At 72.3% G+C, this 23005-nt stretch carries 22 protein-coding genes; 9 read left to right on the top strand and 13 right to left on the bottom strand.

From position 1 onward, the window contains the following. Positions 1 to 76: 76 nt before the first annotated feature. Complete coding sequence (locus ABD691_RS16640) at positions 77 to 364, bottom strand: hypothetical protein (RefSeq protein ID WP_344680649.1); 288 nt, start codon at positions 362 to 364, stop codon at positions 77 to 79. A gap of 218 nt (positions 365 to 582) precedes the next feature. Here ABD691_RS16640 and ABD691_RS16645 point away from each other — a divergent pair, with 218 nt between their 5' ends. The 3 genes from ABD691_RS16645 (at position 583) to ABD691_RS16655 (ending at position 3273) form a co-directional block, all read left to right on the top strand. After that, on the top strand, positions 583 to 1779 hold the full coding sequence (locus ABD691_RS16645) for a cytochrome P450 (protein ID WP_344680650.1): 1197 nt from the start codon (positions 583 to 585) through the stop codon (positions 1777 to 1779). A 95-nt stretch (positions 1780 to 1874) separates the two neighbouring features. Continuing rightward, the gene (locus tag ABD691_RS16650) at positions 1875 to 2843 is read left to right on the top strand and encodes a DUF3048 domain-containing protein (RefSeq protein ID WP_344680651.1); all 969 of its coding nucleotides are present in this window, start codon (positions 1875 to 1877) and stop codon (positions 2841 to 2843) included. Positions 2844 to 2928: 85 nt separating this feature from the next. Next, entirely contained in the window at positions 2929 to 3273 is a 345-nt protein-coding gene (locus ABD691_RS16655) for a cupin domain-containing protein (protein ID WP_344680652.1), read from the top strand. 35 nt (positions 3274 to 3308) lie between these two features. Here ABD691_RS16655 and ABD691_RS16660 read toward each other — a convergent pair whose 3' ends face one another. The 4 genes from ABD691_RS16660 to ABD691_RS16675 form a co-directional block, all read right to left on the bottom strand. Beyond that, on the bottom strand, positions 3309 to 4196 hold the full coding sequence (locus ABD691_RS16660; protein WP_344680653.1) for a LysR family transcriptional regulator: 888 nt from the start codon (positions 4194 to 4196) through the stop codon (positions 3309 to 3311). Between the two features lie 306 nt (positions 4197 to 4502). Next, on the bottom strand, positions 4503 to 5135 hold the full coding sequence (locus ABD691_RS16665; RefSeq protein ID WP_344680655.1) for a protein-L-isoaspartate(D-aspartate) O-methyltransferase: 633 nt from the start codon (positions 5133 to 5135) through the stop codon (positions 4503 to 4505). After that, on the bottom strand, positions 5132 to 6235 hold the full coding sequence (locus ABD691_RS16670) for a CapA family protein (protein ID WP_344680657.1): 1104 nt from the start codon (positions 6233 to 6235) through the stop codon (positions 5132 to 5134). The genes ABD691_RS16665 and ABD691_RS16670 overlap by 4 nt, the downstream gene beginning before the upstream one ends. Positions 6236 to 6297: 62 nt before the next feature. Continuing rightward, entirely contained in the window at positions 6298 to 6693 is a 396-nt protein-coding gene (locus ABD691_RS16675) for a DUF5313 family protein (RefSeq protein ID WP_344680659.1), read from the bottom strand. Positions 6694 to 6763: 70 nt separating this feature from the next. Between ABD691_RS16675 and ABD691_RS16680 the strand changes: the two genes are divergently transcribed. The 4 genes from ABD691_RS16680 (at position 6764) to ABD691_RS16695 (ending at position 10158) form a co-directional block, all read left to right on the top strand. Next, positions 6764 to 7249 carry a MarR family winged helix-turn-helix transcriptional regulator gene (locus ABD691_RS16680; RefSeq protein WP_344680661.1) on the top strand — a complete coding sequence of 162 codons (486 nt, stop codon included), beginning with the start codon at positions 6764 to 6766 and terminating at the stop codon, positions 7247 to 7249. A 91-nt stretch (positions 7250 to 7340) separates the two neighbouring features. Then, on the top strand, positions 7341 to 7769 hold the full coding sequence (locus tag ABD691_RS16685; RefSeq protein ID WP_344680663.1) for a YciI family protein: 429 nt from the start codon (positions 7341 to 7343) through the stop codon (positions 7767 to 7769). A 38-nt stretch (positions 7770 to 7807) separates the two neighbouring features. Beyond that, positions 7808 to 9052 carry an RNA polymerase sigma factor gene (locus ABD691_RS16690; RefSeq protein WP_425565092.1) on the top strand — a complete coding sequence of 415 codons (1245 nt, stop codon included), beginning with the start codon at positions 7808 to 7810 and terminating at the stop codon, positions 9050 to 9052. A gap of 59 nt (positions 9053 to 9111) precedes the next feature. Continuing rightward, positions 9112 to 10158, top strand: coding sequence for a CobW family GTP-binding protein (locus tag ABD691_RS16695; protein ID WP_344680665.1), 1047 nt, complete (start codon positions 9112 to 9114; stop codon positions 10156 to 10158). Positions 10159 to 10168: 10 nt separating this feature from the next. Here ABD691_RS16695 and ABD691_RS16700 read toward each other — a convergent pair whose 3' ends face one another. Together ABD691_RS16700 and ABD691_RS16705 are read right to left on the bottom strand one after the other, a co-directional pair. Next, positions 10169 to 10855 (bottom strand): alpha/beta fold hydrolase, encoded by a 687-nt coding sequence (locus ABD691_RS16700; RefSeq protein WP_344680667.1) that lies wholly within the window; start codon positions 10853 to 10855, stop codon positions 10169 to 10171. A gap of 105 nt (positions 10856 to 10960) precedes the next feature. Next, on the bottom strand, positions 10961 to 11833 hold the full coding sequence (locus ABD691_RS16705; RefSeq protein WP_344680669.1) for a diacylglycerol/lipid kinase family protein: 873 nt from the start codon (positions 11831 to 11833) through the stop codon (positions 10961 to 10963). A 176-nt stretch (positions 11834 to 12009) separates the two neighbouring features. On the opposite strand from ABD691_RS16705, the gene ABD691_RS16710 reads away from it, so the two are divergent. Then, on the top strand, positions 12010 to 13218 hold the full coding sequence (locus ABD691_RS16710) for an APC family permease (protein ID WP_344680671.1): 1209 nt from the start codon (positions 12010 to 12012) through the stop codon (positions 13216 to 13218). On the opposite strand, the gene ABD691_RS16715 is transcribed toward ABD691_RS16710, so the two are convergent. The 6 genes from ABD691_RS16715 to ABD691_RS16740 are packed head-to-tail and all read right to left on the bottom strand — an operon-like array spanning position 13213 to position 21653. Beyond that, positions 13213 to 14784, bottom strand: a complete 1572-nt coding sequence (locus tag ABD691_RS16715; RefSeq protein ID WP_344680673.1) for an ABC transporter ATP-binding protein — start codon at positions 14782 to 14784, stop codon at positions 13213 to 13215. The genes ABD691_RS16710 and ABD691_RS16715 overlap by 6 nt on opposite strands. Beyond that, entirely contained in the window at positions 14777 to 17074 is a 2298-nt protein-coding gene (locus ABD691_RS16720; protein ID WP_344680675.1) for a sulfatase-like hydrolase/transferase, read from the bottom strand. The genes ABD691_RS16715 and ABD691_RS16720 overlap by 8 nt, the downstream gene beginning before the upstream one ends. Next, positions 17071 to 17916: an ABC transporter permease gene (locus ABD691_RS16725; protein ID WP_344680677.1), complete on the bottom strand. Its 846-nt coding sequence runs from the start codon at positions 17914 to 17916 to the stop codon at positions 17071 to 17073. Before ABD691_RS16725 ends, ABD691_RS16720 begins: the two co-directional genes overlap by 4 nt. After that, positions 17913 to 18872, bottom strand: coding sequence for an ABC transporter permease (locus tag ABD691_RS16730; protein ID WP_344680679.1), 960 nt, complete (start codon positions 18870 to 18872; stop codon positions 17913 to 17915). Before ABD691_RS16730 ends, ABD691_RS16725 begins: the two co-directional genes overlap by 4 nt. 10 nt (positions 18873 to 18882) lie before the next feature. Beyond that, positions 18883 to 20460 (bottom strand): ABC transporter substrate-binding protein, encoded by a 1578-nt coding sequence (locus tag ABD691_RS16735; protein ID WP_344680681.1) that lies wholly within the window; start codon positions 20458 to 20460, stop codon positions 18883 to 18885. Then, complete coding sequence (locus ABD691_RS16740) at positions 20457 to 21653, bottom strand: ROK family transcriptional regulator (protein WP_344680683.1); 1197 nt, start codon at positions 21651 to 21653, stop codon at positions 20457 to 20459. The genes ABD691_RS16735 and ABD691_RS16740 overlap by 4 nt, the downstream gene beginning before the upstream one ends. 341 nt (positions 21654 to 21994) lie before the next feature. On the opposite strand from ABD691_RS16740, the gene ABD691_RS16745 reads away from it, so the two are divergent. Continuing rightward, positions 21995 to 22927, top strand: coding sequence for a TauD/TfdA dioxygenase family protein (locus tag ABD691_RS16745; protein ID WP_344680685.1), 933 nt, complete (start codon positions 21995 to 21997; stop codon positions 22925 to 22927). Positions 22928 to 23005: the final 78 nt, after the last annotated feature.

Consider the following 23005-nt stretch of genomic DNA (forward strand, 5'->3'; position numbering starts at 1 on the left):
GAGTGCGCGGCCCCCCGTCGCTCACCGCCGAGTCTGGTCGGCGCGACGGGGCGAAATCGAGGGCGAAAGTCCGTGTTCAGGCGGCCGGGAGCAGTTCCCGGTTGTAGGACAGGGTGCCGCTGGCGTGGCGCAGCGACCGGGCGAGCGCCTCGGCGTGCTGCCGGGCCAGGTCCAGGTGCGGTCCGACGGTGCCCCACTCGGCGAGTTCGGACTGCTCGGCTCCGGCGAGCTCGCCGAGCAGCGCGGCGACGGCGGACAGCTCGGACAGGACGGCGACCGGGTCGCCTTCGGGCCGGGGCTGGGCCGCGGCGGTGGACAGCGCCTCGTGGGCGGCTGCGATGCGGTCTTGTCCGAACTCGTTCATGGCCTTGCCTTCCCTGCGGTTCCACCGGAAACGATCCGCTCCCGGGGACGCGGTTTCGATGGAGCCCGCCCCCGGAACCGGTGGCCGGAACCCGCTTTCCCGCGGGGGTTCTCCCCACCGGATGAGGTGGTTCTCCCTCGGACCAGCCACGTGGCGGTGTCCGGTCGCGGCCGGATCCGGCGACCATGGGATCTCGTCGGCAGCGCTGAGGAGGGACCATGCCGGAGGTTCCGTTCCTGGACCTGACCCACCCCGACTTCTCCTTCGACTCCCCGGAGGTCGCCGAGGCCCGCGAACGAAGCTGGTACGCGCGGACGCCGGTCGGGATCATCGTGCTCCGCTACGCCGAAGTGCGGGAGCTGCTGCACGACCGCCGCCTCGCCCAGGACGGCCGCCGCTACATGGAGCTCAACGGCATCACCTCGGGCCCGGTCTACGACTGGTTCGTGCCGCTGATCCTGCACCGCAACGGAGACGACCACGTTCGGCTGCGCCGCGTGGTGCAGAAGGCGTTCACACCGCGGAGGATCAACGAACTGCGCCCCTTCATGCGCGAGACCGCCACCGCGCTGGCCGAGCGGATCGCCGAGTCCGGCGAGTGCGACTTCGTCGAGGCGTTCGCCGATCCGCTCCCGGTGGCGGTGATGAGCCGGCTGCTCGGCGTGCCGCCGGAGGACTACGACGTCTTCCACGGCTGGAGCACCGACATCGGTCTGGTGTTCTCCCTGACGAACGCCGACGTCTACGAGCGGGTGGAGCGCGCGGTGGTCGAGCTGCACGGCTACGTGGATTCCCTGATCGCGCAACGGAGATCCCGTCCCGAGGACGACCTGCTCTCGACGCTGGTCGCCGCGCAGCAGGAGGAGAACCGGCTCGACGCCGAGGAACTGCGCAACCTCGTGGTCTCCCTGGTGTTCGCCGGGCACGACACCACCCGCCACCAGCTGGGCCTGGCGATGGTCGCGCTGTGCGCCCATCCCGAGCAGTGGTCGGCGCTGCGCGACGATCCGGAGCCGGCCGACCGCGCGGTGGACGAGATCCTGCGGTGGTCCCCGGCCGCACCGGCGGTGTTCCGGTTCGCCCTGCAGGATTTCGATTACCAGGGACTGCACATCCCGGCCGGGACGTTCGTCATGCTGGGTTCGCACCCGGCCCACCACGATCCGCGGGTCTTCGAAGGCGGCGACTCCTTCGACATCACCGCGACCCGCCCCGCGGGCCACCTCACGTTCGGCGCGGGACCGCACTACTGCCTCGGCGCAGCGACCGCCCGCGCGGAAATCGCCGAAGCGCTCCCCGCGCTCGCGAGCACGCTCGGCACGCCGAACCTGGCAGGCCCGGTCAGCTGGCGCAGTCCGATCGGCGTCTATGGACCGACTTCCGTACCGGTGCGGTTCGGCCCGTCCCCGGCGTAACCTGGACGGGCAGGAACGGGTCTTCGCTCCGCATCAGCCGGAAGCGCACAACGGCGTTCGAAGACCGGTTCGCATGCCGTGCCCAGGAGATCTCGATGCGGCGTTGGAGCATTCCGGCGCTGCTGGCGGCAGCGCTGATCGTGCTCGTGGCGCTGGGTGTGGTCATCGTGCTGGCCCTCCTCCCACCACCACGCGCGGGTCCTCCCCCGCCCGCTCCGGCGCCGGCACCTCCGGCTCCCGTCTCCGAACAACCGCGCCCCGGCCCGCCGGTGCTCGCGGTCAAGATCGACAACGTGCCCGACGCTCGTCCGCCGATCGGCCTGGCAGCCGCCGACGTGCTCTACGTCGAACCGGTGGAAGGCGGGTACAGCCGCATCCTCGCGATTTTCGGGGCGAACCGGCCCCCGGTGGTCGGACCGGTGCGCAGCGCGCGGGAGACGGACCTCGAAGTGCTGCCGCAGTTCGGCGCACCGACGCTCGCCTACTCCGGAGCCGCACCCGAGCTGGTGCCGCGCATCGACGCGGCACCGATCGAGGACGCCTCCGACTCCCGGTTCCCGGCCGCCTTCTTCCGGGACAACTCCCGGCCGGTCCCGCACAACCTGTTCCTGCGACCGGAAAAGCTGCCGCCGGGCGGCGCCTGGCCACCCGCCGCGCAGCTGACCTACGGCGACGCGCCCTCCGGCGGACGGCCGTCCACGCACCAGGAGGTCCAGTACCCGGAGGCCGCGGTCTCGTTCGACTGGTCGGCCGCCGAAGGCCGCTGGCTGGTGTCGATGGACGGCGACCCCTACACCGCGGTGGACACCGGGCGGCTCGGCCCGCCGACCGTGGTGATCCAGCGGGTGCGGATCGGGCAGTCGAGCATCAGCGACACCGCGGGCAACGTCTCGCCGTTCGCCGAGACCATCGGCAGCGGCCAGGCGCAGGTCCTGCGGGGCGGCCAGGTGTTCGACGCGACCTGGTCCCGGCCCTCTGCCGAGGTCGGAACCACCTACCGCACCCCGTCGGGCGAGCCGCTGGCCTTCGCCCCCGGGCAGGTGTGGGTGGTCCTGACCTCCTGATCATCCACATCGGACTGCCAGGCGAGCGCCGTGCGGGTGCGGGACGATGGGGTGCGTCCGGCTTCCGTCGCGAGGAGGGGCCACGATGAGCGACACCACCATCATCAAAGTGGACGGAGCGCATTCACCGCAGGGCGCGCAGGGCCAGTACTACCTGGCCGAAGGGGTCGGCGTGAGCATGCGGCTGTGGCGGGAGGAACCGCCGGAGGCCGACAAGCCGGAGGCGGCCCGCGACTACGAGACCGTCGGCTACGTCATCAGCGGCCGCGCGGAGCTGCACAGCGAGGGGCAGACGGTCCTGCTCGAACGCGGCGACTCCTGGGTCATCCCCAAGGGCGCGCGGCACCGGTACAAGATCCTCTCGACGTTCACCGCGGTCGAGGCCACCCATCCGCCCGCGCAGGTCCACGGGCGCGACGAGCTGGGCTGACGGGCTACCGGAGCTCACGGGTTTGCGGGGGCGGGCTACCCCGCCCCGACCGCGTCGCGCAGCAGTTCCAGCATCCGGTGCGCCACGGCGTGATCGGCGACCGGCTCGCGCACGACGACGTAGAGCCGCCGGATGGATTCCGGCCTGCGCAACCTGCGCGCCACGACATCGGCGCCCGCTCCGGTCGACAGCCCGAGCGCGGGCGCCAGGCGCACGCCGAGCCCGGCGGCGACGAAACCCTGCGCGGTCAGGAAGTCATCGGCGCGCACCGCGATCTTCGGGCTGAACCCCGCCGCCGCGCAGATCCGCGCCAGCTGCCCGGCGCAGCCCTGGAGCTCGATCCACTCCTCGTCGGCGAGCTCGGCCAGGTCGACGACCCGGGAGCGGGCCAGCCGGTGCCCCTTCGGCAGCACGACCCGCAACGGGTCGTCGAGCAGGTGCGTGGCCGTCAGCCCCGGCGGAACCTCCAGTTCCCCGTCGTAGACGGCCACGATCGCCATGTCCGCGTCGTCGTCGACGACCTCGCGCAGCGGATCGGGGCTGACGCACGGTTCGAGGCGGACCTCGGGGTGCTCCCTGCGGAACGCCGCGACCGCGGGCGGCACGATCGCCGCCCCGGCGGTCGCGAAGAAGCGGATCCGCCACCGCCCCACCAGACCCGCCTGCAGCGCGGCGAGGTCCTTGCCGGTCTCGGCCAGGATCGCCGAGATCGCCTCGGCGCGTTCGGCGACCAGGCGTCCGGCCGCGGTCGGCGCCACGCCCCGGCCCTCCTTGGCCAGCAGCGCCACGCCGGCCTCGCGTTCGAGCACGGCGAGCTGCTGGCTGATCGCGGACGGCGTGTAGCCGAGGTTGTCGGCCGCGGCCCGGATCGACCCGGTGCGGACGACCGTGCGGAGCAGCTCCATGCGGCGGGTGTCGAGCATGCCCGCGATCGTACAGCTCCGCTAATTCGTGGTGTAGATATCTTCACTTGTCCTGAACTGTGCGGTTGCGCAGACTTGCGGTGAACGAACCGCGAGGAGGCGAAGTGTCCACCCCCACCGAGGAACGAACCCCGGCCCCGCCCCGGGAGCCCGAGGACCGGAATCCCGACTGGCTCAAGGAAATCGGCCGCTGGCGCGGAGATCTCTCCAAATAGGACCGACCACGGATGTGGACCGACGATGGACATGGACCGATCACGGATATGGACCGACCATGGACATGGGCCGATCACGAGTGTGGACCGATCACGGGTAGCCGTACCGGCCGTGCAGCCGGACGAAGCTCGCGAAGGTGAGCATCCTGCTGCGCCGCAACCCCTCGGGCCGCCGCTCGAAGAGCACCACCTCGTCCTGCCCGCCCGGCCCGATCGGCTGCACCAGCCGGCCGCCGATCCGCAGCTGCGCGGTCAGCGGGACCGGCACCGCGGGGAACGCCGCCGACACCAGCACCGCGTCGTAGGGCGCCCGGTCCGGCACCCCGCAGCTGCCGTCGCCGACCCGCAGGTCGACCTCGGTGAACCCGGCCCGCTCCAGGTTGCGGCGCGCCTGGTCGAGCAGGTCGGGCTGCCGCTCGACGCTGACCACGTCGGCGGCCAGCCGCGCCAGCAGCGCGGTCTGGAACCCCAGCCCGGTGCCGACTTCGAGCACGTGCTCGGTCCCGTCGAGCTCCAGGGCACCGATCATCACCGCCGACAGCGACGGCTGGGTGGTCACCTGGCCGTGCGCGACCGGGATCGGCACGTCGTCATAGGCGAGCCCGGTCGCCTCGGCCGGCACGAACTCGGCTCGCGGCGTCGCGCGGATCGCTTCCAGCACGCGCTCGTCCTCGACTCCGACCGCGCGGACGTCCCGGGCGAGGTCTTCAGGCGTTCTGCTCATGGTGGCCCCGCTTTCACCACGAGCGTGTCCTCCGGGCCGGAGTGCACGCTGGTTCCGAAGGGCTCGCTCACGCGCGAGAGCATCGACCGCAGCCACTCCACGTCGTCACTTTCCGCGTGGTGCAAGCGCATTCTGCGCGCCTGCATGACCACCATGCGCAGTTCGTCCACGAACCCGTCGCGGACGTCGGCGAAGTAGAGCACCCGCAGATCGTCGCGATATGCCTCGTAGCCCGGAATTCCCTCGTAGTCGTCGATGAAGTCGCCGCAGCCGTAGAGGATCAGGCCACCCCGGTACAGCTCGACCGGACGCGGGTGGTGCGACGAGTGGCCGTGCACGACGTGCACGCCACCGTCGATCAGCCGGTGCGCGAACTCGATCTCGTCCTCGGAGACCTCGTACCCCCAGTTCCCTCCCCAGTGGACGGACACGACCACGACATCCCCTCGCCGCACCCACGGCCCCATCGCACCGACCAGGGCGTCGGCCGTGACCTCCGACGGCCCCGGGAGGAAGTTCACCCCCGGGCGGTGCGGCTTCGCCGCCCATCGGGCCGGTATCCCGCTGGACGCCACGCCGCAGGCGAACACCAGCACCCGCCGGTCGCCCGCGGGCACGACCGCGGGCCGCCCGGCCTCGGCGTCGTCGCGCCCCGCGCCCGCCCAGCGCAGCCCGGCCGCCGACAGGGCGTCGAGGGTGTCGGTGAGCCCCCGCCTGCCGAAGTCGAGGACGTGGTTGTTGGACAGCACGCAGACGTCCGGCCGCCCGGCCGACAGGAACGGCGCGTTCTCCGGGCTCATCCGGTAGTGCACGCCCTTGCCCGGCGCGAACTCGCCGCCGCGGGTGATGGCCGACTCCAGGTTGATCACCCGGACGTCCGGCCGGACGCGGTCGAGCACGCTCAGCGCGCTGCCCCACGGCCAGCCGAACCCGACCGGGGTGCCGATGCGCCCGTTGACCGCCTCCGCGCCGCGGACGTAGCCGCGCGCGTCGCGGACCTGGACCTCGCGCAGCCGGGGATCGCCGGGGTGCGGCAGGATCTGGTCGACGCCCCGCCCCGGCATCACGTCACCGCACAGGAACAGCGTGGTCCGGCCCATCTGCGCTCGTCCCATCTCGACCGGGCCGGTCCATCATCGGCCGCGGCGCCGGTCCGCGCACGTCACTCCTGCTCGTGGCCGCGGTAGAGCGCGGCGTAGCGGGCCGCGCTCTCGGCGCGCTCGGCCGCCCTGGCCTCCTCCCGGGTGGCCCTGCCGGTCCCGAGCGGGAAGCCGTGCTTGACCAGCCGGTGTTCGGAGGTGTGCTCCATGTAGGCCGCCGAGTACCACAGCGCGAGCAGGACACCGCCGAGCAGCGCCATCGCCTTGATCCACATCGGCCCCGGCACCAGCAGGAACAGCAGTCCCGGGGTGAGCTGCACCAGCGACCGGATCAGGTGCCGCGGCACCCAGGTGCGGCAGGTGACGTCGTGCAGCACCCAGTCCCGGTGGCGCTCCGGCAGCCGCCCGCCGAACGCATACCAGACCCAAAGCACCGGGTTCGGCCGAACCGCGCCCATACCGACCTCCTTCGCCGCGCCTGCTGGCTACACTAACAATTAGCACACTAATCAATTGGAACGGAGCCCCATGAGCCGCCCCACGACTCCGGCCGACCTGGGCGAGGACCCGCTGGCGCTGGAACGCCAGGTCTGCTTCGCGCTGTCGGTCGCGTCGCGCAACGTCATCGCGCTCTACCGCCCGCTGCTGGAGCCGATGCGGCTCACCCACCCCCAGTACCTGGTGATGCTCGCGCTGTGGGAGCGCACGCCGCGCTCGGTCAAGGACCTCTCGGCGGTCCTGCACGCCGAACCCGCGACGCTGTCACCGCTGCTCAAGCGGCTGGAGTCGGTCGGCTACCTGACCCGCGGGCGCAGCAACGCCGACGAGCGGCTGCTCGCCGTCGACCTCACCGAGCAGGGGCGCGAGCTGCGGGCCGAGGCCGAGAAGATCCCGCACCGGATCGTCGAGCGGCTGGGCATGGAGCTCTCCGAGCTGGAGCAGCTCAACTCCGTGCTCACCCGCGTGATCGCCGCGACCCGGCGCACCGACCTCGACACCGCCCTGCCCGAATAAAGTTCCGGCACCCTGTCGAAACCGCGCGGCGCCGTTCGACGCACTGATGAAAGGCCCGGAAGAGCCGGGCCGAGGCCGGGAGGAACACGCGATGCGATTCATGATGATGGTCAAGGCCGACGCCGACTCCGAGGCCGGTGTGATGCCGGAGCAGGAGCTCATCGAGGCGATGGGCAAGTACAACGAGGAGATGGTGCGGGCAGGCGTGATGCTCGCCGGGGACGGGCTGCACCCCAGCTCCGAGGGCGCGCGGGTGTACTTCCGGGGCGGCGAGCGCACGGTGGTCGACGGGCCCTTCGCCGAGACCAAGGAGCTCATCGCCGGGTACTGGCTGATCGAGGTCTCCTCCAAGGAGGAGGCCGTGGAGTGGGCCCGGCGCTGCCCGAGCCCGATGGGCGAGGGCAAGGAGGCCCAGATCGAGATCCGCCGGGTCTACGAGACCGACGAGATCCTGCCGCCCGAGGCCGCGGCCCGCGAGGACCGGCTGCGCGAGGAGCTGGCCAACCGGTCCGCCCAGTAGCTTGCCGGTGCGGGCCGGAGGCTGTTCGATGAACGACCGTGGCAGCTTCCGACCCGCACCGCACCGTCGAGGCCGTCTGGCGGATGGAGTCGGCGCGGCTGATCGCCGGTCTGGCCCGGATCGTCGGCGACGTCGGCCTCGCCGAGGAGATTGCGCAGGACGCCCTGGTCGCGGCGCTGGAGCGGTGGCCGGAGTCGGGCGTCCCGCGCAATCCGGGCGCCTGGCTGATGGCCACCGGCAAGCACCGCGCGATCGACCTGCTGCGCCGCAGGCAGCGGCTGGACCGCAAGCTGGCTGAGCTCGCGCACGGCCTGGACGCCGACCGGGCGGGCGCCGAGGAACCGTCCGAGCCCGACGACATCGGTGACGACCTGCTGCGGCTGGTGTTCACCGCCTGCCATCCGGTGCTGTCGTCCGACGCGCGGGTCGCGCTCGCGCTGCGCGTCCTCGGCGGTCTCACGACCAAGGAGATCGCCCGGGCCTTCCTCGTCCGGGAGTCCACGATCGCGCAGCGGATCGTGCGCGCCAAGCGCGCGCTGGCCGATGCCGGGGTGCCGTTCGAGGTGCCCGAGGGACCGGAACGGCCGGAACGGCTGTCGTCGGTGCTCGAAGTGATCTACCTGGTGTTCAACGAGGGCTACTCGGCCACCGCCGGGGACGACCTGATGCGCCCGGCGCTGTGCGAGGAGGCGCTGCGGCTGGGCCGGGTGCTGGCCGAGCTGATGCCCGCCGAGCCCGAGGTGCACGGGCTGGTCGCCCTGATGGAGATCCAGGCGTCCCGTTCGCGCGCCCGGACCGGCCCCGCCGGTGAGCCGGTCCTGCTGATGGACCAGGACCGCGCCCGCTGGGACCAGCTGCTGATCCGCCGCGGCCTGGCCGCGCTGGAGCGCGCCGAAGCGCTGGGAGTGCTCGGGCCCTACGGGATCCAGGCGTCGATCGCGGCCTGCCACGCGCGGGCGACGACCCCGGAGGAGACGGACTGGGCGCGCATCGCGGAGCTGTACGGCATCCTCGCCGCGGTGTCGCCGTCACCGGTGGTCGAGCTCAACCGCGCGGTCGCGGTCTCGATGGCCTCCGGACCGGCCGCCGGGCTGGAACTGGTCGACGCGCTCGGGGCCGAACCGGCGTTGCGCCGCTACCACCTGCTGCCGAGCGTGCGGGGTGACCTGCTGGTCAGGCTGGAGCGCTTCGACGAGGCCCGGGCGGAGTTCGAGCGGGCCGCGGAGCTGACTGGCAACGAACGGGAGCGCGCGATCCTGCTCGGCCGCGCCGCCGAGTGCTGACGGCCGTTGGATATGCTCGGCGGCCGGTGTTCGGCGAGCGGCGGAGGCGAGGCCAGGCAGTGGACGGGCGGATCCCGGTGATCATCGTCGCGGGCTTCCTGGGATCGGGCAAGACCACGTTGCTCAACCACCTGCTCACCAACAACGCGGGCGCGCGCATCGGCGTGGTGGTCAACGACTTCGGCAGCATCAACATCGACGCCATGTCCGTGGCCGGGCAGGTCGACTCGATGGTCTCGCTGGGCAACGGCTGCCTGTGCTGCGCGGTCGACGCGCGCGGGATGGACGACCTGCTGTCCAGGCTGGCCCGCCCGGGTGCGGATCTGGACGTCATCGTGGTCGAGTCCAGCGGGCTGGCCGATCCGCGGGTGATGATCCGGCTGGTGCTGGCCTGCCAGAACAAGCGGATCGGCTACGGCGGGCTGGTCGAGGTGGTCGACGCGGCGGAGTTCGAGACGACCCGGGTCCGGCACCCCGAGCTCGACCAGCACCTCTGGTTCGCCGACCTGGTGGTGCTGAACAAGACCGACCGCATCGACGACACCGCGCACGCCCGGATCCGCGAGCTGGTCGCCGGGCTGGGCAAGGGCACGCCGGTGCTGTCCACCGCGCACGGCCGGGTCGACCCGGAGCTGCTGTTCGAGCGCCCGGAGCGGCCGCGCCGCGACGACGTCGCCCGGCAGCTGTCCTTCGACGAGCTGCTCGCCGAGCACGACCACGACCACGCGGATTCCGGGGACTGCCACCCGCATTCGGCGTACGAGACGGTCGAGTTCACCTCGGACGAGCCGATGGATCCCCGCGCGCTCATGGCCTTCCTGGACGAGCGGCCCGCCGGGGTGTACCGGATCAAGGGGTTCGTCCACTTCGGACTTCCCGGGCACCGGCAGAAGTTCTCCCTGCACACGGTGGGCAACTACCTGCGCTTCCAGCGGTCCCGCTGGGAGGCGGGCGAGCAGCGCCGGACCCGGCTGGTGGTGATCGGCACCGGGATCGACGCGGACTCCCTGCGGCAGCGCCTGGCCTCCTGCGTCGCCGACGGCGAGCACGGGGACGGGCTGATCGAGCACGGCATGCTGTCGGTCCTGCGCTTCACGCACAGCTGAGATTTCCCCGTCAGGACACCGAATCCAGCAGATCGGCGAGTTCCTCCGGCCGGGACAGCTGCGGCGAGTGCCCGCCGTCGAGCTGCACGGCCTCGACACCGAGCCGTTCCGGAGCGGTCTCGCGCGACCATGCCGGGTTGATCACGCGGTCCTCCCGGCACAGCACTGAGGTCACCGGAACGCCCTCAGGCAGCGCGGCCACCGGTTCCTTCTGGAAGCGCCAGAACTGCGGGCGCAACCGAGCCACCGCCGCGTCCGCGACCTCCCGCGGGCAGTCGTGGTAGAACGCCTCGGTCGCGGGGTCCGGCGGCCAGGCCGAGGAACCGTCACCGGGAGTGATCAGCCGCGCGGACAGCTCCGGCCAGCCCGGGGAGAACACCGGCTCGCGCGCGGTGAGCTCGCGCATCGAATCGCCCGGCGCCGCCGCCATCGCGCACAGGAAGACCAACCGGCGCAACGGAATCCGGACCTGCGGGAGCACCAGCCCCGCCACCGAGTGCCCGACCAGCACCGCGTCGCCGTCGTCGGGCACTACGGTCTCCACGGCCGCGGCGTACTCCGCCAGACCGGCACCGGGGTCGGAGGACGGCAGGTCGACGGCGACAGCCGCATGCCCACGCGCTTCGAGAAGCGGCACCAGCCGCTCCCAGCACCACGCGCCGTGCCAGGCCCCGTGCACAAGTACGAATGTGGTCATGGTCGGCCAGTATGCGCGATGACGTCCTGCGAAGGGGCGACGGATTCCGCGATCAGCACTGTGCCCGCGTGGTTCATGACGGCCGACCGCCCGATCCACGTGCGATCAGCGACCGTCGACCCAGGTGTGCGGGACGACGACGTGCAATGCGTTGCGCGCCACCGAGAACCGCTGCGGGGTGTCCGCGACCACCTCGCCGTCGATGTTGATCTGCATGTCCGGCTCGGTTTCCAGCTCCACGCAGCGGGTGCGGAAGTGCTCCCCGCCACCGCCGTTGCGCAGGTTGCGGGCGACCTCGACCAGTTCGCGCAGGCCGCCCTGCCGGATGACCGACACGTCGAGCGTGCTGTCGTCGATCCCGGAGTCCGGCGCGGCGACCTGCCCGCCGCCGAAGTACCGGCCGTTGGCGACCGACACCTGGAGCAGGCTGGCGTACTCGCGGGTCTCGTGGTCGCCGTCCGGGAAGGTCAGCCGCGCTCGGAACGGGCGGTGCCGCCTGAACGCCCTGACCGTGGCGATCGGGTACGCCAGCGCGCCGACGCGGCGCTTGAGCGTCGGCGACATGGCTTGCGCGACCAGCGCGCCGAGTCCGGCCGAGGCTCGGTTGACGTAGTAGTTGCCGCCGCTGAGCCCGAGGTCGATGTCGACGATGTGACCCATCGCGACGGTCCGGCATGCGGCGTCGAGATCGGTCGGGATGTGCAGGGTTCGGGCGAAGTCGTTCGCCGTGCCCAGCGGGAGCAGGCCCAGCGGGACCTCCCGGTGGGCGAGCACGTCCACCACGGAGCTGACGCTGCCGTCGCCGCCGCCCAGGACGACCAGGTCGTGACCGGCGTCGATCACGGCCTGCACCGTCTCCGGGAGCCGCGCGGGGTCGCGCAGCGCGTGCGTGGCGTCCAGCGGGACGCCGAGGTCGCGCAGCCGGTCGGCGGCGTAGGCGAACGCCCTGCCGCCCGTCCGGGAGTGGACGTTGACCACCAGGGCCGCCCTGGTCGCGGGCCGGTCGATGCGAATGGCGGGCCTCCCCTCCGCGCTGGTCCAGGGTCCGTTCTACTCCTTGCGGGTGACACGGGCACGTTCCGGGGTGAGGCTCCCGGGCCGCTCCGGCACCGCATAGGCTTCCTCCGACACGGCGACGACCCCGGGGGTTTCCGGTGAACCGACTGGTACGGCGGCTGGGAACGGCGGACGCGGTGGTCATCGGGCTCGGCTCGATGATCGGCGCCGGGGTCTTCTCCGCCTTCGCACCCGCTGCGGCTGCCGCGGGCAGCGGCCTGCTGGCCGGGCTGGTCATCGCCGGGGTCGTCGCCTACTGCAACGCCAGCAGTTCCGCCGCGCTCGCCGCGCGCTACCCGACCTCGGGCGGAACCTACGTCTACGGCCGGGAACGTCTCGGGGACTGGTGGGGATTCACCGCCGGGTGGGGCTTCGTGATCGGCAAGACCGCGTCATGTGCCGCGATGGCGTTGACCGTGGCCTCCTACGTCAGCCCCGCGTGGGCTCGGCCGCTGGCCGTCCTCGCCGTGCTGTCGTTCGCCGCAGTCAACTACTTCGGGGTGACCAGGACCGCCCGGCTGGCCCGGGTCCTGCTGGTCGTCACGCTGGTCGCGCTGGGGCTGACGCTGGTGGCCGTCTACGGCGGCGCAGCGGGCCCGGCGCCCGGCTGGACCAGCGGCGGGCCGCTGGGGGTGTTGCAGGCGGCGGGGCTGCTGTTCTTCGCCTTCGCCGGGTACGCGCGGATCGCCACGCTCGGTGAGGAGGTCCGCGATCCGGAGCGGACCATCCCCCGCGCGATCCCGATCGCGCTCGGCATCGCCTTCGCCGTCTACGCGCTCGTCGGCGTCGGCCTGCTGGCCTCCCTCGGACCCGCCGCGCTCGCGGCCTCACCCGCTCCGCTGGCCGACGCCGCGCAGGCGGGCGGACTCGCATGGCTCGCGCCCGCCGCGCGGGTCGGCGCGGTCGTCGCCGGGCTCGGCGCGTTGCTGGCCCTGCTGACCGGAATCGGCCGGACCGCTCTGGCGATGGCCCGCAACAGCGACCTGCCAGGCTGGCTGGCGGCCGTGCACCCGCGCCACCGGGTTCCCCACCACGCCGAGATCGTGCTGGCCGTCGTGGTGTGCGGGCTGGTGCTGACCGTGGATCTGCGCGGTGCGATCGGGTTTTCCTCGTTCGGCGTGCTCGTCTACTACGCCATCGCCAACGCTTCCGCGCTCACGCTGCGCGCCCTGCCCCGCTGGGTTCCGGTGCTTGGGCTCGCCGGCTGCCTGCTGCTGGCCGCCACGCTGCCGTGGCAGTCCGTCGTGGCCGGGCTCGCCGTGTTCGCCGTGGGACTCGCCGGGCGGGCGGTCGCGCGGCGTTCATGACCGCTGCACGAGCGGGTCCGGCACCGGGACCGAGCCGACCAGGCGCCGGGTGTACTCCGCCGACGGCCGGTGCAGGACCTCGTCGTGCGGTCCCTGCTCGACCACCCGTCCCCGGTGCAGCACCGCCACCCGGTGCGCCAGGCTGTCGACGACCGCGAGGTCGTGGCTGATGAACAGGCACGCGAATCCCAGATCCGCCTGCAACTGCCGGAGCAGTTCCAGCACCGCGGCCTGCACCGAGACGTCCAGGGCACTGGTCGGTTCGTCGGCGATGAGCAGTTCCGGCCCCAGCGCGAGCGCGCGGGCCAGGCCGACGCGCTGGCGCTGGCCGCCCGAGAGCTCGCGCGGGTACCGGCCGGCCGCGTCAGCGGGCAGGCGCACCTGGTCGAGCAGTTCGGCGATCCGGCTCCGGTAGCGCGAGCCGGGCGCGGCCCGGTGCACGCGCAGCGGTTCGCCGACGCAGTCGCCGACGGTGAAGCGCGGGTCGAGGGACGCGGCCGGATCCTGGAAGACGAAACCCAGCTTCGCGCGCTGATGGCGCCGCCGACGTGCCGGCAGCGCGGCGGGGTCGGCGCCCAGGAGCGAGACCGAACCCCTGGTCGGGCGCAGCAGTCCGGCCGCGACCCGCCCCAGGGTCGACTTGCCCGAGCCCGACTCGCCAACCAGCCCCAGCACCTCACCGCGCCGCACCCGCAGGCTCACGCCGTCAACCGCGCGGAAGCCGCCGTAGTCGACCACTACATCGTCCAACTCCAGCGCGGGATCACCGTCCTCGCTCGCCCGCGCGGGCTCGTGCCCCAGGCGCGGGACCGCCGCCAGCAGTTCGCGGGTGTAGGCGTGAGCGGGGCCGGCGAACAGCTCCCGCACCGGCGCCCGTTCGACGACCTCGCCCCGGCGCAGCACGACCACCCGGTCCGCGAGGTCGGCCACGACACCCAGGTTGTGCGTGATCAGCAGGACCGACACGCCCCGCCGGTCGCGGAGCTCCCGCAGCAGCGCCAGGATCTCGGCCTGCACCGTGACGTCGAGGGCGGTGGTCGGCTCGTCGGCGATGATCACCTCCGGATCGTTGGCCAGCGCCAGGGCGATCACCACGCGCTGCTTCTGGCCGCCGGAGAGCTGGTGCGGGAAATGCCGGACACGCCGCCGCGGCTCGGGAATCCCCACCAGTTCCAGCAGTTCCACCGCCTTCGCCCTGAGCTCCGAGCGGGTCAACGACCGGTGTGCGCGCAGTGCTTCGGCCAGCTGCGCGCCGATCGTGAGCACCGGGTTCAGGGCGGTCGAGGGCTCCTGGAAGACCATGGCGATCCGGTTGCCGCGAATCCCCTTCCACTGCCGCGTTCCGACCAGCTCCCGGCCGCCGAGGCGGATGCTGCCCGAGACCGACGCCGAAGGCGGCAGCAGTCCCAGCGCCGCCCGGGCGGTCACCGACTTGCCGGAGCCGGACTCGCCCACCACGGCGACGATCTCCTTGGCCGCGAGGTCGAAGCTCACCTCGTCGACCACCGCGCGGTCGCCGAACCGGACCGTGAGCCCGTTGATCTCCAGCACCTGTTCGCTAGTCATGGACGCGCTCCGCTTCCGCCCACAACCGGGCTACCTGCTGGGGGTCGTAGTCGGCCTGCTCACCGGGCACGTACCGGACGTGCCGGAGGGTTCCGGTGTAGGGGAACGAGCGCTCGCGCCGGTGCAGCTCCCAGTCGACCGGGCCGCCCTTGTCCGCGCCGATGCTGATCCCCGTGAACGGCGCCATCCCGAGCAGCTGCGGGACCGGCCCGAGCTCCGCTGCCCCACCGGCCTTCAGCCGCAACTGCCAGCGGAAGTCCTCCAGCGCGCGCACCACCAGCTCCGGCTCGGCTTCGCCGTGCTCCAGCGGAACCGGCGCGGCCCGGTGGACCCGGCCGTAGGCGTTGTAAACCAGGTGCGCGTGCCCTTCCTCGACGTACACGACGTAACCGCCGCCCTGGTCACCGTGTGCGAACAGGACCCCGCGATCGCCCGGGTCGTGCCGAATGCTTGCGGTGACGGTGAAATCGCGGAACTGCACGAGCCGGGCCGACCGGTAGCGCTCCAGCGTCGGCGTCCCCGGGTAGAGCGTGACCGGCTGCTGCATCCGCGATTCCTGCGGTCGGCGCAACTGCGCGGCGGGGCTGTGGTCGTTGAGCGGGAAGACGGCGTTGTGCCAGGCCGCCCGCTCCCATTCGGCGGCGAGTTCGGCCAGCCGGTCCGGATGTTCGGTCGCGACGTTGCGCGTCTCGGTGGGATCGGTGACCAGGTCGTACAACTCCCACTCCGCATCGGAGAAGGGAGCACCCGGAACGTGCCTGGTGACGATCTTCCAGCCGTCGGCGTAGTAGCCGCGGTTGCCTCCGGTCTCGGTGTACTGGCTGGTGTGCTCGCTCGCCGCGTCCGGATCGCGCAGCACCGCCGCCGCGCTCACGCCGTCCACAGCGGCGGCCGGAATTCCCTGCCGCTGCTGGGAACGCGGCAGGCCCGCAAGGTCCAGCAGGGTCGGGGCGACGTCGGTGACGTAGACGTACTGGTGGCGCAGCCCGTTCGCGTCCAGCCCAGCGGGCCAGTGCACGATGAACGGGGTCCGGACCCCACCGGCGAACGTGTCGAACTTGTAGAGGCGGAACGGCGTGTTCGACGCCTGCGCCCAGCCGCGCGGATAGTGCACAGTGGTCTGCGGACCTCCGAGCAGATCGGGATCCCTCGGCACGTCTCGCTCCCAGTCGTCCGGAAGTCCGGGCACGTGCGCGAACTGGCTGAAGTAGCTGCGGGTCCCCTCCTCGCCGCCTTCGGCGGTGGCACCGTTGTCGGAGGTGAACACGATGATCGTGTTGTCGAGTTCTCCGTGGCGCTCCAGTGCGTCGAGCAGCCGCCCGAGGCTCTGGTCGACGCTGTCGACCGCGGCGGCGTAGACCTCCATGTGACGCGCGAACAGCTCCTGCTGCTCCGCGTCGATCTCGTCCCACGGCGGCACGCTCCTGCCGGGCTCGCTGTTGCGCGGCGGGAGCTGCGTCCCCGGCGGGAACAGCCCGGCCGCCAGCTGCCGCTCGAACCGCTGCTCGCGCACCGCGTCCCAGCCGATCCCGTACCGGCCGCGGTACTTCGCGAGGTCCTGGTCCTTGGCCGCCAGCGGGCCGTGCACCGCGTGGTGGGCGAAGTAGAGGAAGAACGGCTTGTCCTGGTCGTTGGCCCGGAGCGCGTCGATCATGCCGACGGCGCGGTCGGTGATCTCGTCGGTGAGGAAGAACCCGTCCGCGGTGTCGGGGACCTCGTAGGGGCTGTTGTCCCAGACCAGCCGGTGCGGGTGGTGCAGGTTGGTCAGCCCCTCCAGGCTGCCGAAGTACCGGTCGAACCCCCGCTGCACCGGCCAGGACGCCCGGTCCGCGGCGTCGTGGCTGAGCGCGTCCCTGGTCAGGTGCCACTTGCCGACCGCGAAGGTGGCGTACCCGTTGTCCCGCAACGACTCCGCCAGGGTCGGTGCGTCGGCGGGCAGTTCGAACGAGTACGCCGGGTACCCCGGATCGGAGTTGGCCGGGACCGCGAACCCGGCGCGGTGCGGGTTCAGCCCGGTCAGCAGCGCCGCCCGCGACGGCGAGCACAGCGGGGTCGTGTGGTAGTTGGTGAGCTGGACCCCGTTGGCCGCCAACCGGTCCAGGTTCGGTGTGTCCACTTCGGACCCGTACGGGCCGGTGTCGCTGTAGCCGAGGTCGTCGACGAGCACCACCACGATGTTGGGTGCTCCCTCCGGCGCCCTGCGCTCGGCGGGCCACGCGGGGCGCGACTCGGCGAAGGTGCGCCCGATCCGGCCGCCGAAGTTCTCGTATCCCCTGGCGCTTGCGGTCATCTGCTCCTCCTCGCGGCACCGGCCTGCTGGGCGATCAGCTGGAATCCCAGGACCAGCAGGGCGATCACGACCAGCGGGCCCACCGCGAACATCGGGTTGGCGTCGAGGTAGTTCAGCGAGGTGTTGAGGATGCTGCCCAACGACGGTTCCGGAGGCCGCACGCCCAGCCCGAGGAAGCTCATCGCGCCCTCCAGGAACACCGCCACCGACATCGACAGCGCGAACTGCACGATCAGCGGTTCGAGGGAGTTGGGCAGCACGTGCGCGCGCAGGATCCGGGCCCGCCCGGCGCCGATCACCTCCGCCGCCTCGACGAACTGGGACTCGCGCACCCGCAGGACCTCGGTGCGCAGCAGCCGGGCGAAGACCGGGATCTCCACCGCGACGACGACGATGCCAATGGTGGTCAGCCCCGGCCCCAGCACGGCGGTCAGGCCGATGGCCAGGATCAGGTTCGGGAAGGCCAGCAGCACGTCGATCGCGCGCTGCAGCACCACGTCGAACGTTCTGTGCACAGTGGACAGCACACCGACCACTCCCCCGGCAACCGCGCCGAACGGTACGGCGACGACGCTGATCAGCAGGTCCACCCGGATTCCGTGCAGGACCCGGGAGAACACGTCGCGGTTGAGCTCGTCGGTGCCGAACCAGTGCGCGGACGAGGCGGCGAGCAGGTTCGCGCCCTGCAACTGCTCCCCCGGTGCGTAGCGGGTCAGCAGCGGCGCCGCCAGTCCGGCGGCGAACACCAGCCCCACGATGGTCAGTCCCGCGAGTCCGCGGCCCCGGAGCAGGCCGGACCCGCGGGCGGTCGTGGCCTGGCGTTGTGCGATGAAGTCGGTCAAGATCGGCTCCCGAGTCGGACGCGGGGGTCGAGCCCGGCGTGGACGAGGTCGGTGCACAGCTGCACCAGCACGAACACGGCCACCGACAGCAGCAGGAGCACCTGCACCACCGGGTAGTCGCGGCGGTCGATCCCCTGCTGGACGAGCATTCCGAGGCCCGGCCAGGAGAACACCGCCTCCACCAGCACCGCCCCGCCCAGCAGGTTGCCGACCTGGAGGCCCAGGACGGTGACCGACGCGGGCACCGCGTTGCGCACGGCGTGCCGCAGGACGATCCGGTGGCGCGGGATGCCCGCCGCGGTGGCCGTGGTGACGTGGTCCCGGCCCAGCTCGGTGCGCAGGGATTCACCGAAGAACCTGGTCAGCACCGCGGCCACCGGCAGCGCGAGGCAGACCGCGGGCATCAGCAGGTACTGCACGGTGATGTCGGGCCGGTCGGCCAGCCCGCCGGGCGGCACTCCCCCGGTCGGCAGCAGCCGGGCGGCGACCCCGAACAGCAGCACCAGCAGGACGCCGGTGACGTAGGGCGGCAACGCGACCGCGGCGGTGGTGAACCCGGTGAGCGCCCGGTCCAGCCACCGGTTGCGGCCGGCCGCCCACAGCGGGCCGAGCACCGCCGCCAGCGCCACCGCGAGCACCAGCGAGGCGGACGCCAGCACCAGGGTGTTGGCCGCGCCGTCGGCGAGCAGGTCGCCGACCCGGCCGCCGATCAGGTAGGAGCGGCCGAGGTCCCCGGTCAGCAGCGCGCCCAGCCAGTCCAGGTACTGCTCCGGGACCGGCCGGTCCAGCCCGAGCTCGCCGCGGATCGCCGCGACCGCCTCCGGCGAGGCGTCCGGCCCGGCCAGCGTTGCGGCCGGATCGCCCGGGATCAGGCGCAGCAGCAGGAAGATCAGCATCGACGCGAGCAGCAGCACCAGCAGTGCCGATGGCACGCGCCGCAGCACGTAGGTCAGCATCGGAGTCACCTCACGCCAGGAAGGCATCGGTCAGGTCGAGCTCCCGGCGGCGGCGGTAGCCGATCCCGCGCAACGCGCTGGTGTGCGCCCAGCGGTGCCAGTACACGCCGATCTCGATCAGGAACAGGCTGTCGAGCAGCTGGTCCGACAGCGCCGCGTAGGCCGCGCCGGCCCGCTCGCCGGTGGCCGAGGGCAGCTGCCACGCCGCGGTCGCGGCACCGGTGTAGCCGGGCGAGGAGAAGTGCGACGCGTTCTTGCGGGCGTTGAACGGGTAGGCGCTGACGGTCAGCGTCGACGGGGAGAACTGCGCCCAGGAGTGGTTGGCCACCCACAGACCCCGGAACTCGCCGCCGATCAGCTGCTTGGTGAACCGGGAGTTCTCCAGCGGGTCGAGTTCGACCCGGATGCCGGCCGCGGCCAGGTCGCTCTGCACGATCTGCGCGACCGCCGACTGCGAGGTGTCGTTGCCGACGTAGGTCAGCGGGATCACCGGCAGCGGGCCGCCGTGCTGGCCGACCAGCGACCGCGCGCGGGGCAGGTCGCGGACGTAGCGCGCGGCGCGCACCGGGTCGTGGGCGGGGCTGTCCTCGGGCCACGGCAGGGAACTCGCGAACCCGGTACCGCGGAAGACCTCGGCGATGATCCGGTCCCGGTCCAGCGCGTGGGCGATCGCCTGCCGGATCCGGAGATCGTCCAGCGGCGGAGCGGTCACGTTGGCACCGGTGTAGATCTGGAGCTCGGCGCCCTCCAGCGTGATCGGGGTGATCGCGCCGTACTTCTCGGCGGACTCGACGTCCCGGTGGCTCAGCGCGTCGGCGAAGTGCACCTGCCCGGCCTTGAGCGCCGACAGCAGGGACGACTTCTCCGGGATGATCCGCGCCTGGACCTCGTCCAGGTACGGCCGCTCCGGGACGAAGTAGTCGGGGTTGCGCTCGAACCGCAGGTCGGTGTTGGGCCGCCAGGAGACGAACCGGAAGGGACCGGTGCCGACGAACCGCTCGCCGGTGCCGATGCCCGCGGCGGTCTCGGAGTCGATGATCGGCACGGTGTCGAGCAGGTCGAAGACGTTCGACAGCGGGTGGGCGAAGCGCAGCGCCACCTCGTGCGGCCGGGAGGTGTCGATGCCGGTGATCGCCGCGGCGGTGCTGCGCAGCTGGCCGTTCCACTTCGGATCGGCGTAGGTGCGCAGCGAGAACTCCACGTCGGCGGAGGTGAACGTCCGTCCGGTGTGGAACCGGACGTCCTCGCGCAGCTTCAGCGTCAGCCCGAGGCCGTCCGGTGCGGGCCACCACTCGGTCGCCAGCGCGGGCCGCGGCTCCAGACCGCGTGCCGGGTAGCGGACCAGGGTGTCGTAGACCAGTCCGATCAGGGCGGTGATCGCGGGGCCGGTGTTGGTGAACAGGTTCTTCGGGATCAGGTCGAGGGTCAGGCCCAGCTTCGCGGTTCCGCCCGGCCTGGGGATCGCCACCGCGTTCGCCGCGCGCTCCTGCAGCCCGACCGCGGACTCGCAGCCCGCGGCTGCCAGCGCGGCAGCACCGAGCCCGATGCCGTGCAGCAGCCGCCGCCGGCTCAGGGGGTGGGAGTTCATGGGGTCTTCCTTCCGGCGCCCAGCAGGGCGAACGGGTGGTCGTAGACGTGGCGCAGCACGCCGGTGCAGGCGGCGACGGCCTGCACGTCGGGGCCGAACCGGGTGGTGGCGGCCACGCCCGCGTCGGGCAGCGCGCTGGTGGCCGCGAAGCTGTGCACGAGTTCGTCGATGTGGTCCGGGAAATCGGTGATGGCCTGCCCGCCGAGCACTACCAGGTCCGGATCGAGCGCGTCGCGCAACACGCCCACCGCGCGCCCCAGCGCGCGGGCACGTTCACCGAGCAGGCGGGCGGCCTCCGGATCACCGGCTTCGTCGGCGGCACGCAGCAACCGGATGTCGGGCTCGTCGATCACACCGTGCCGCATCGCCCGGCGCAGCAGCGCCTCCTCCGAGACGGTCGCCTCCAGGCAGCCGGTCCGGCCGCACTCGCAGCGGGCGTCGCCCCCGACGGGCAGGTGGGCGATGTCGCCCGCGCCGGTGGGGCCGCGGTGCAGCCGTCCCCCGACGGCGAAGGCGACGCCGACCACCTGCCGGGCGTAGAAGTACAGCAGGCTTGCGGGCTGCTGCCCGAGGCCGAACAGCAGCTCGGCCGCGGCCATCGCCTGCACGTGCCCGTCGAGGTGCACGGGCAGCCCGGTGGCGCGTTCCAGCAGCGCGCGGGCGGGAACGTCGTGCCAGCCGAGCCGCTCGTGGTCGATGACGCCGTTGGCGGTGTCGACCCGGCCGCCGGTCGCCAGGCCGAGGCCGACGACCGTGCGCTCCGGTCGGCGCCGCAGCAGCGCCCGCACCCGGCCCGCCAGGGTGGCCAGCGCGTCCTCCGGACCGGCCCGGGGAGTCGGGATCCGCTCGCTGACCAGCAGCCTGCCGCGCAGGTCGGCCAGCCCGCAGGTGGTCGTGGTGACCCCGATGTGCACGCCCAGCGCCGCGATCGTGCGGTCGTCGATGTCGACCGGGACGCGGGGGCGGCCGATCGCGCCGTAGTAGGTCAGCTCCGGCATCTCGCACAGCAGCCCGAGTTCGGTCAGGGCGCTGACCTGGCGGCTCACCGTGGGCATGCTCAGCGCGCTGCGGCGGGCGATGGCCGCCCGCGACAGCGGTCCGGCCTGCCGGACGGCGTCGAGCACCGCCGCCGCGTTGGACTCGCGGACGCTGCGCGGTTTCGGCCGTCCGGCCGGGGAAAGGGTGGTGGTCACGCTCCGCCTCGTCAATGCAGAATCGCCCGTGCGGGCAAGGGAAACCGGGTTTCGGCTACCTGGGAAACAAAGTCGGCGTCATGCCGCGGATCAGCGGAGACAACAGCCCAGCGGGCGGGAGCGGCGCGCGCCGGTCGCGCGGCGTCCGTTCCACTGGCATCCGGTGAGCTGTCGCATGCCAAGCAGAATCCGTTGCCACCACGGCGATGTCAAAGCCGCCCGCGATGCGGGACACCGGCGCCGACTTATTTTCATTCCGGCGGCCGTCCTTGCGACACCGGCCGTCGCATTCCTACGTTTCGGCTGTCTCCCCCGTTTCCCTTGTGCCGGAAGGAATCCAGATGACCGCACAGCTCGAACGCAACGCCGGGACCGAAGTCCGGGTCGTCAAGCTCGGCGCGAACATCGGCGCCCGCGTCGACGGCGTGCGCCTGAGCGGCGACCTCGACGCCGAGACGGTCGCGCGGATCCGGTCCGCGCTGCTGACCCACAAGGTGATCTTCTTCCGGGACCAGCAGCACCTCGACGACGCGGGCCAGCTCGCCTTCGCGCAGCTGCTCGGCGACCTGACGCTGGCCCACCCGACGGTCCGCAACAAGGACAACGCCAACATCCTGCCGATCGACTCCGACTACTCCAAGGCCAACAGCTGGCACACCGACGTCACTTTCGTCGACCGCGTCCCGGCGATCAGCGTGCTGCGCGCGGTGCAGCTGCCCGAGTACGGCGGGACCACGACGTGGGCCAGCACGGTGTCGGCGTACGAGAAGCTGCCCGCCTCGCTGAAGGCGCTGGTCGACTCGCTGTGGGCGGTGCACACCAACGCCTACGACTACGCGGCCAACGTGGACGAGGCCCGCATCGGCGGTGTGGACGTCAAGTTCCAGCAGTACCGCGAGGAGTTCGTCTCCGACGTCTACGAGACCGAGCACCCGGTGGTGCGGGTGCACCCGGAGACCGGCGAGCGGGCGCTGCTGCTCGGCCACTTCGTCAAGCGGCTCGTCGGGCTCACCAGCACCGAGTCGCAGGCGGTGTTCCAGCTGCTGCAGAACCGCGTCACGCAGCTGGAGAACACGGTCCGCTGGTCCTGGCAGGACGGCGACCTGGCCATCTGGGACAACCGCGCCACCCAGCACTACGCCGTCGCCGACTACGACGACCTGCCGCGGCGACTGCACCGGGTCACACTGGCCGGAGACGTGCCGGTGAGCATCGACGGCGTGCGCAGCACGACCCGCACCGGCGACGCTTCGCACTACTCGACGGTGTCCTGATTCGGCAATCCGCGCAGGACCGCGGCGCCGGTGAAGCCGCCCAGCCCGGGGAACAAACCCCCCGGGTGGTGATGTTGA

The organism is Saccharopolyspora taberi (assembly GCF_039534165.1).
GTDB lineage: Bacteria > Actinomycetota > Actinomycetes > Mycobacteriales > Pseudonocardiaceae > Saccharopolyspora_D > Saccharopolyspora_D taberi.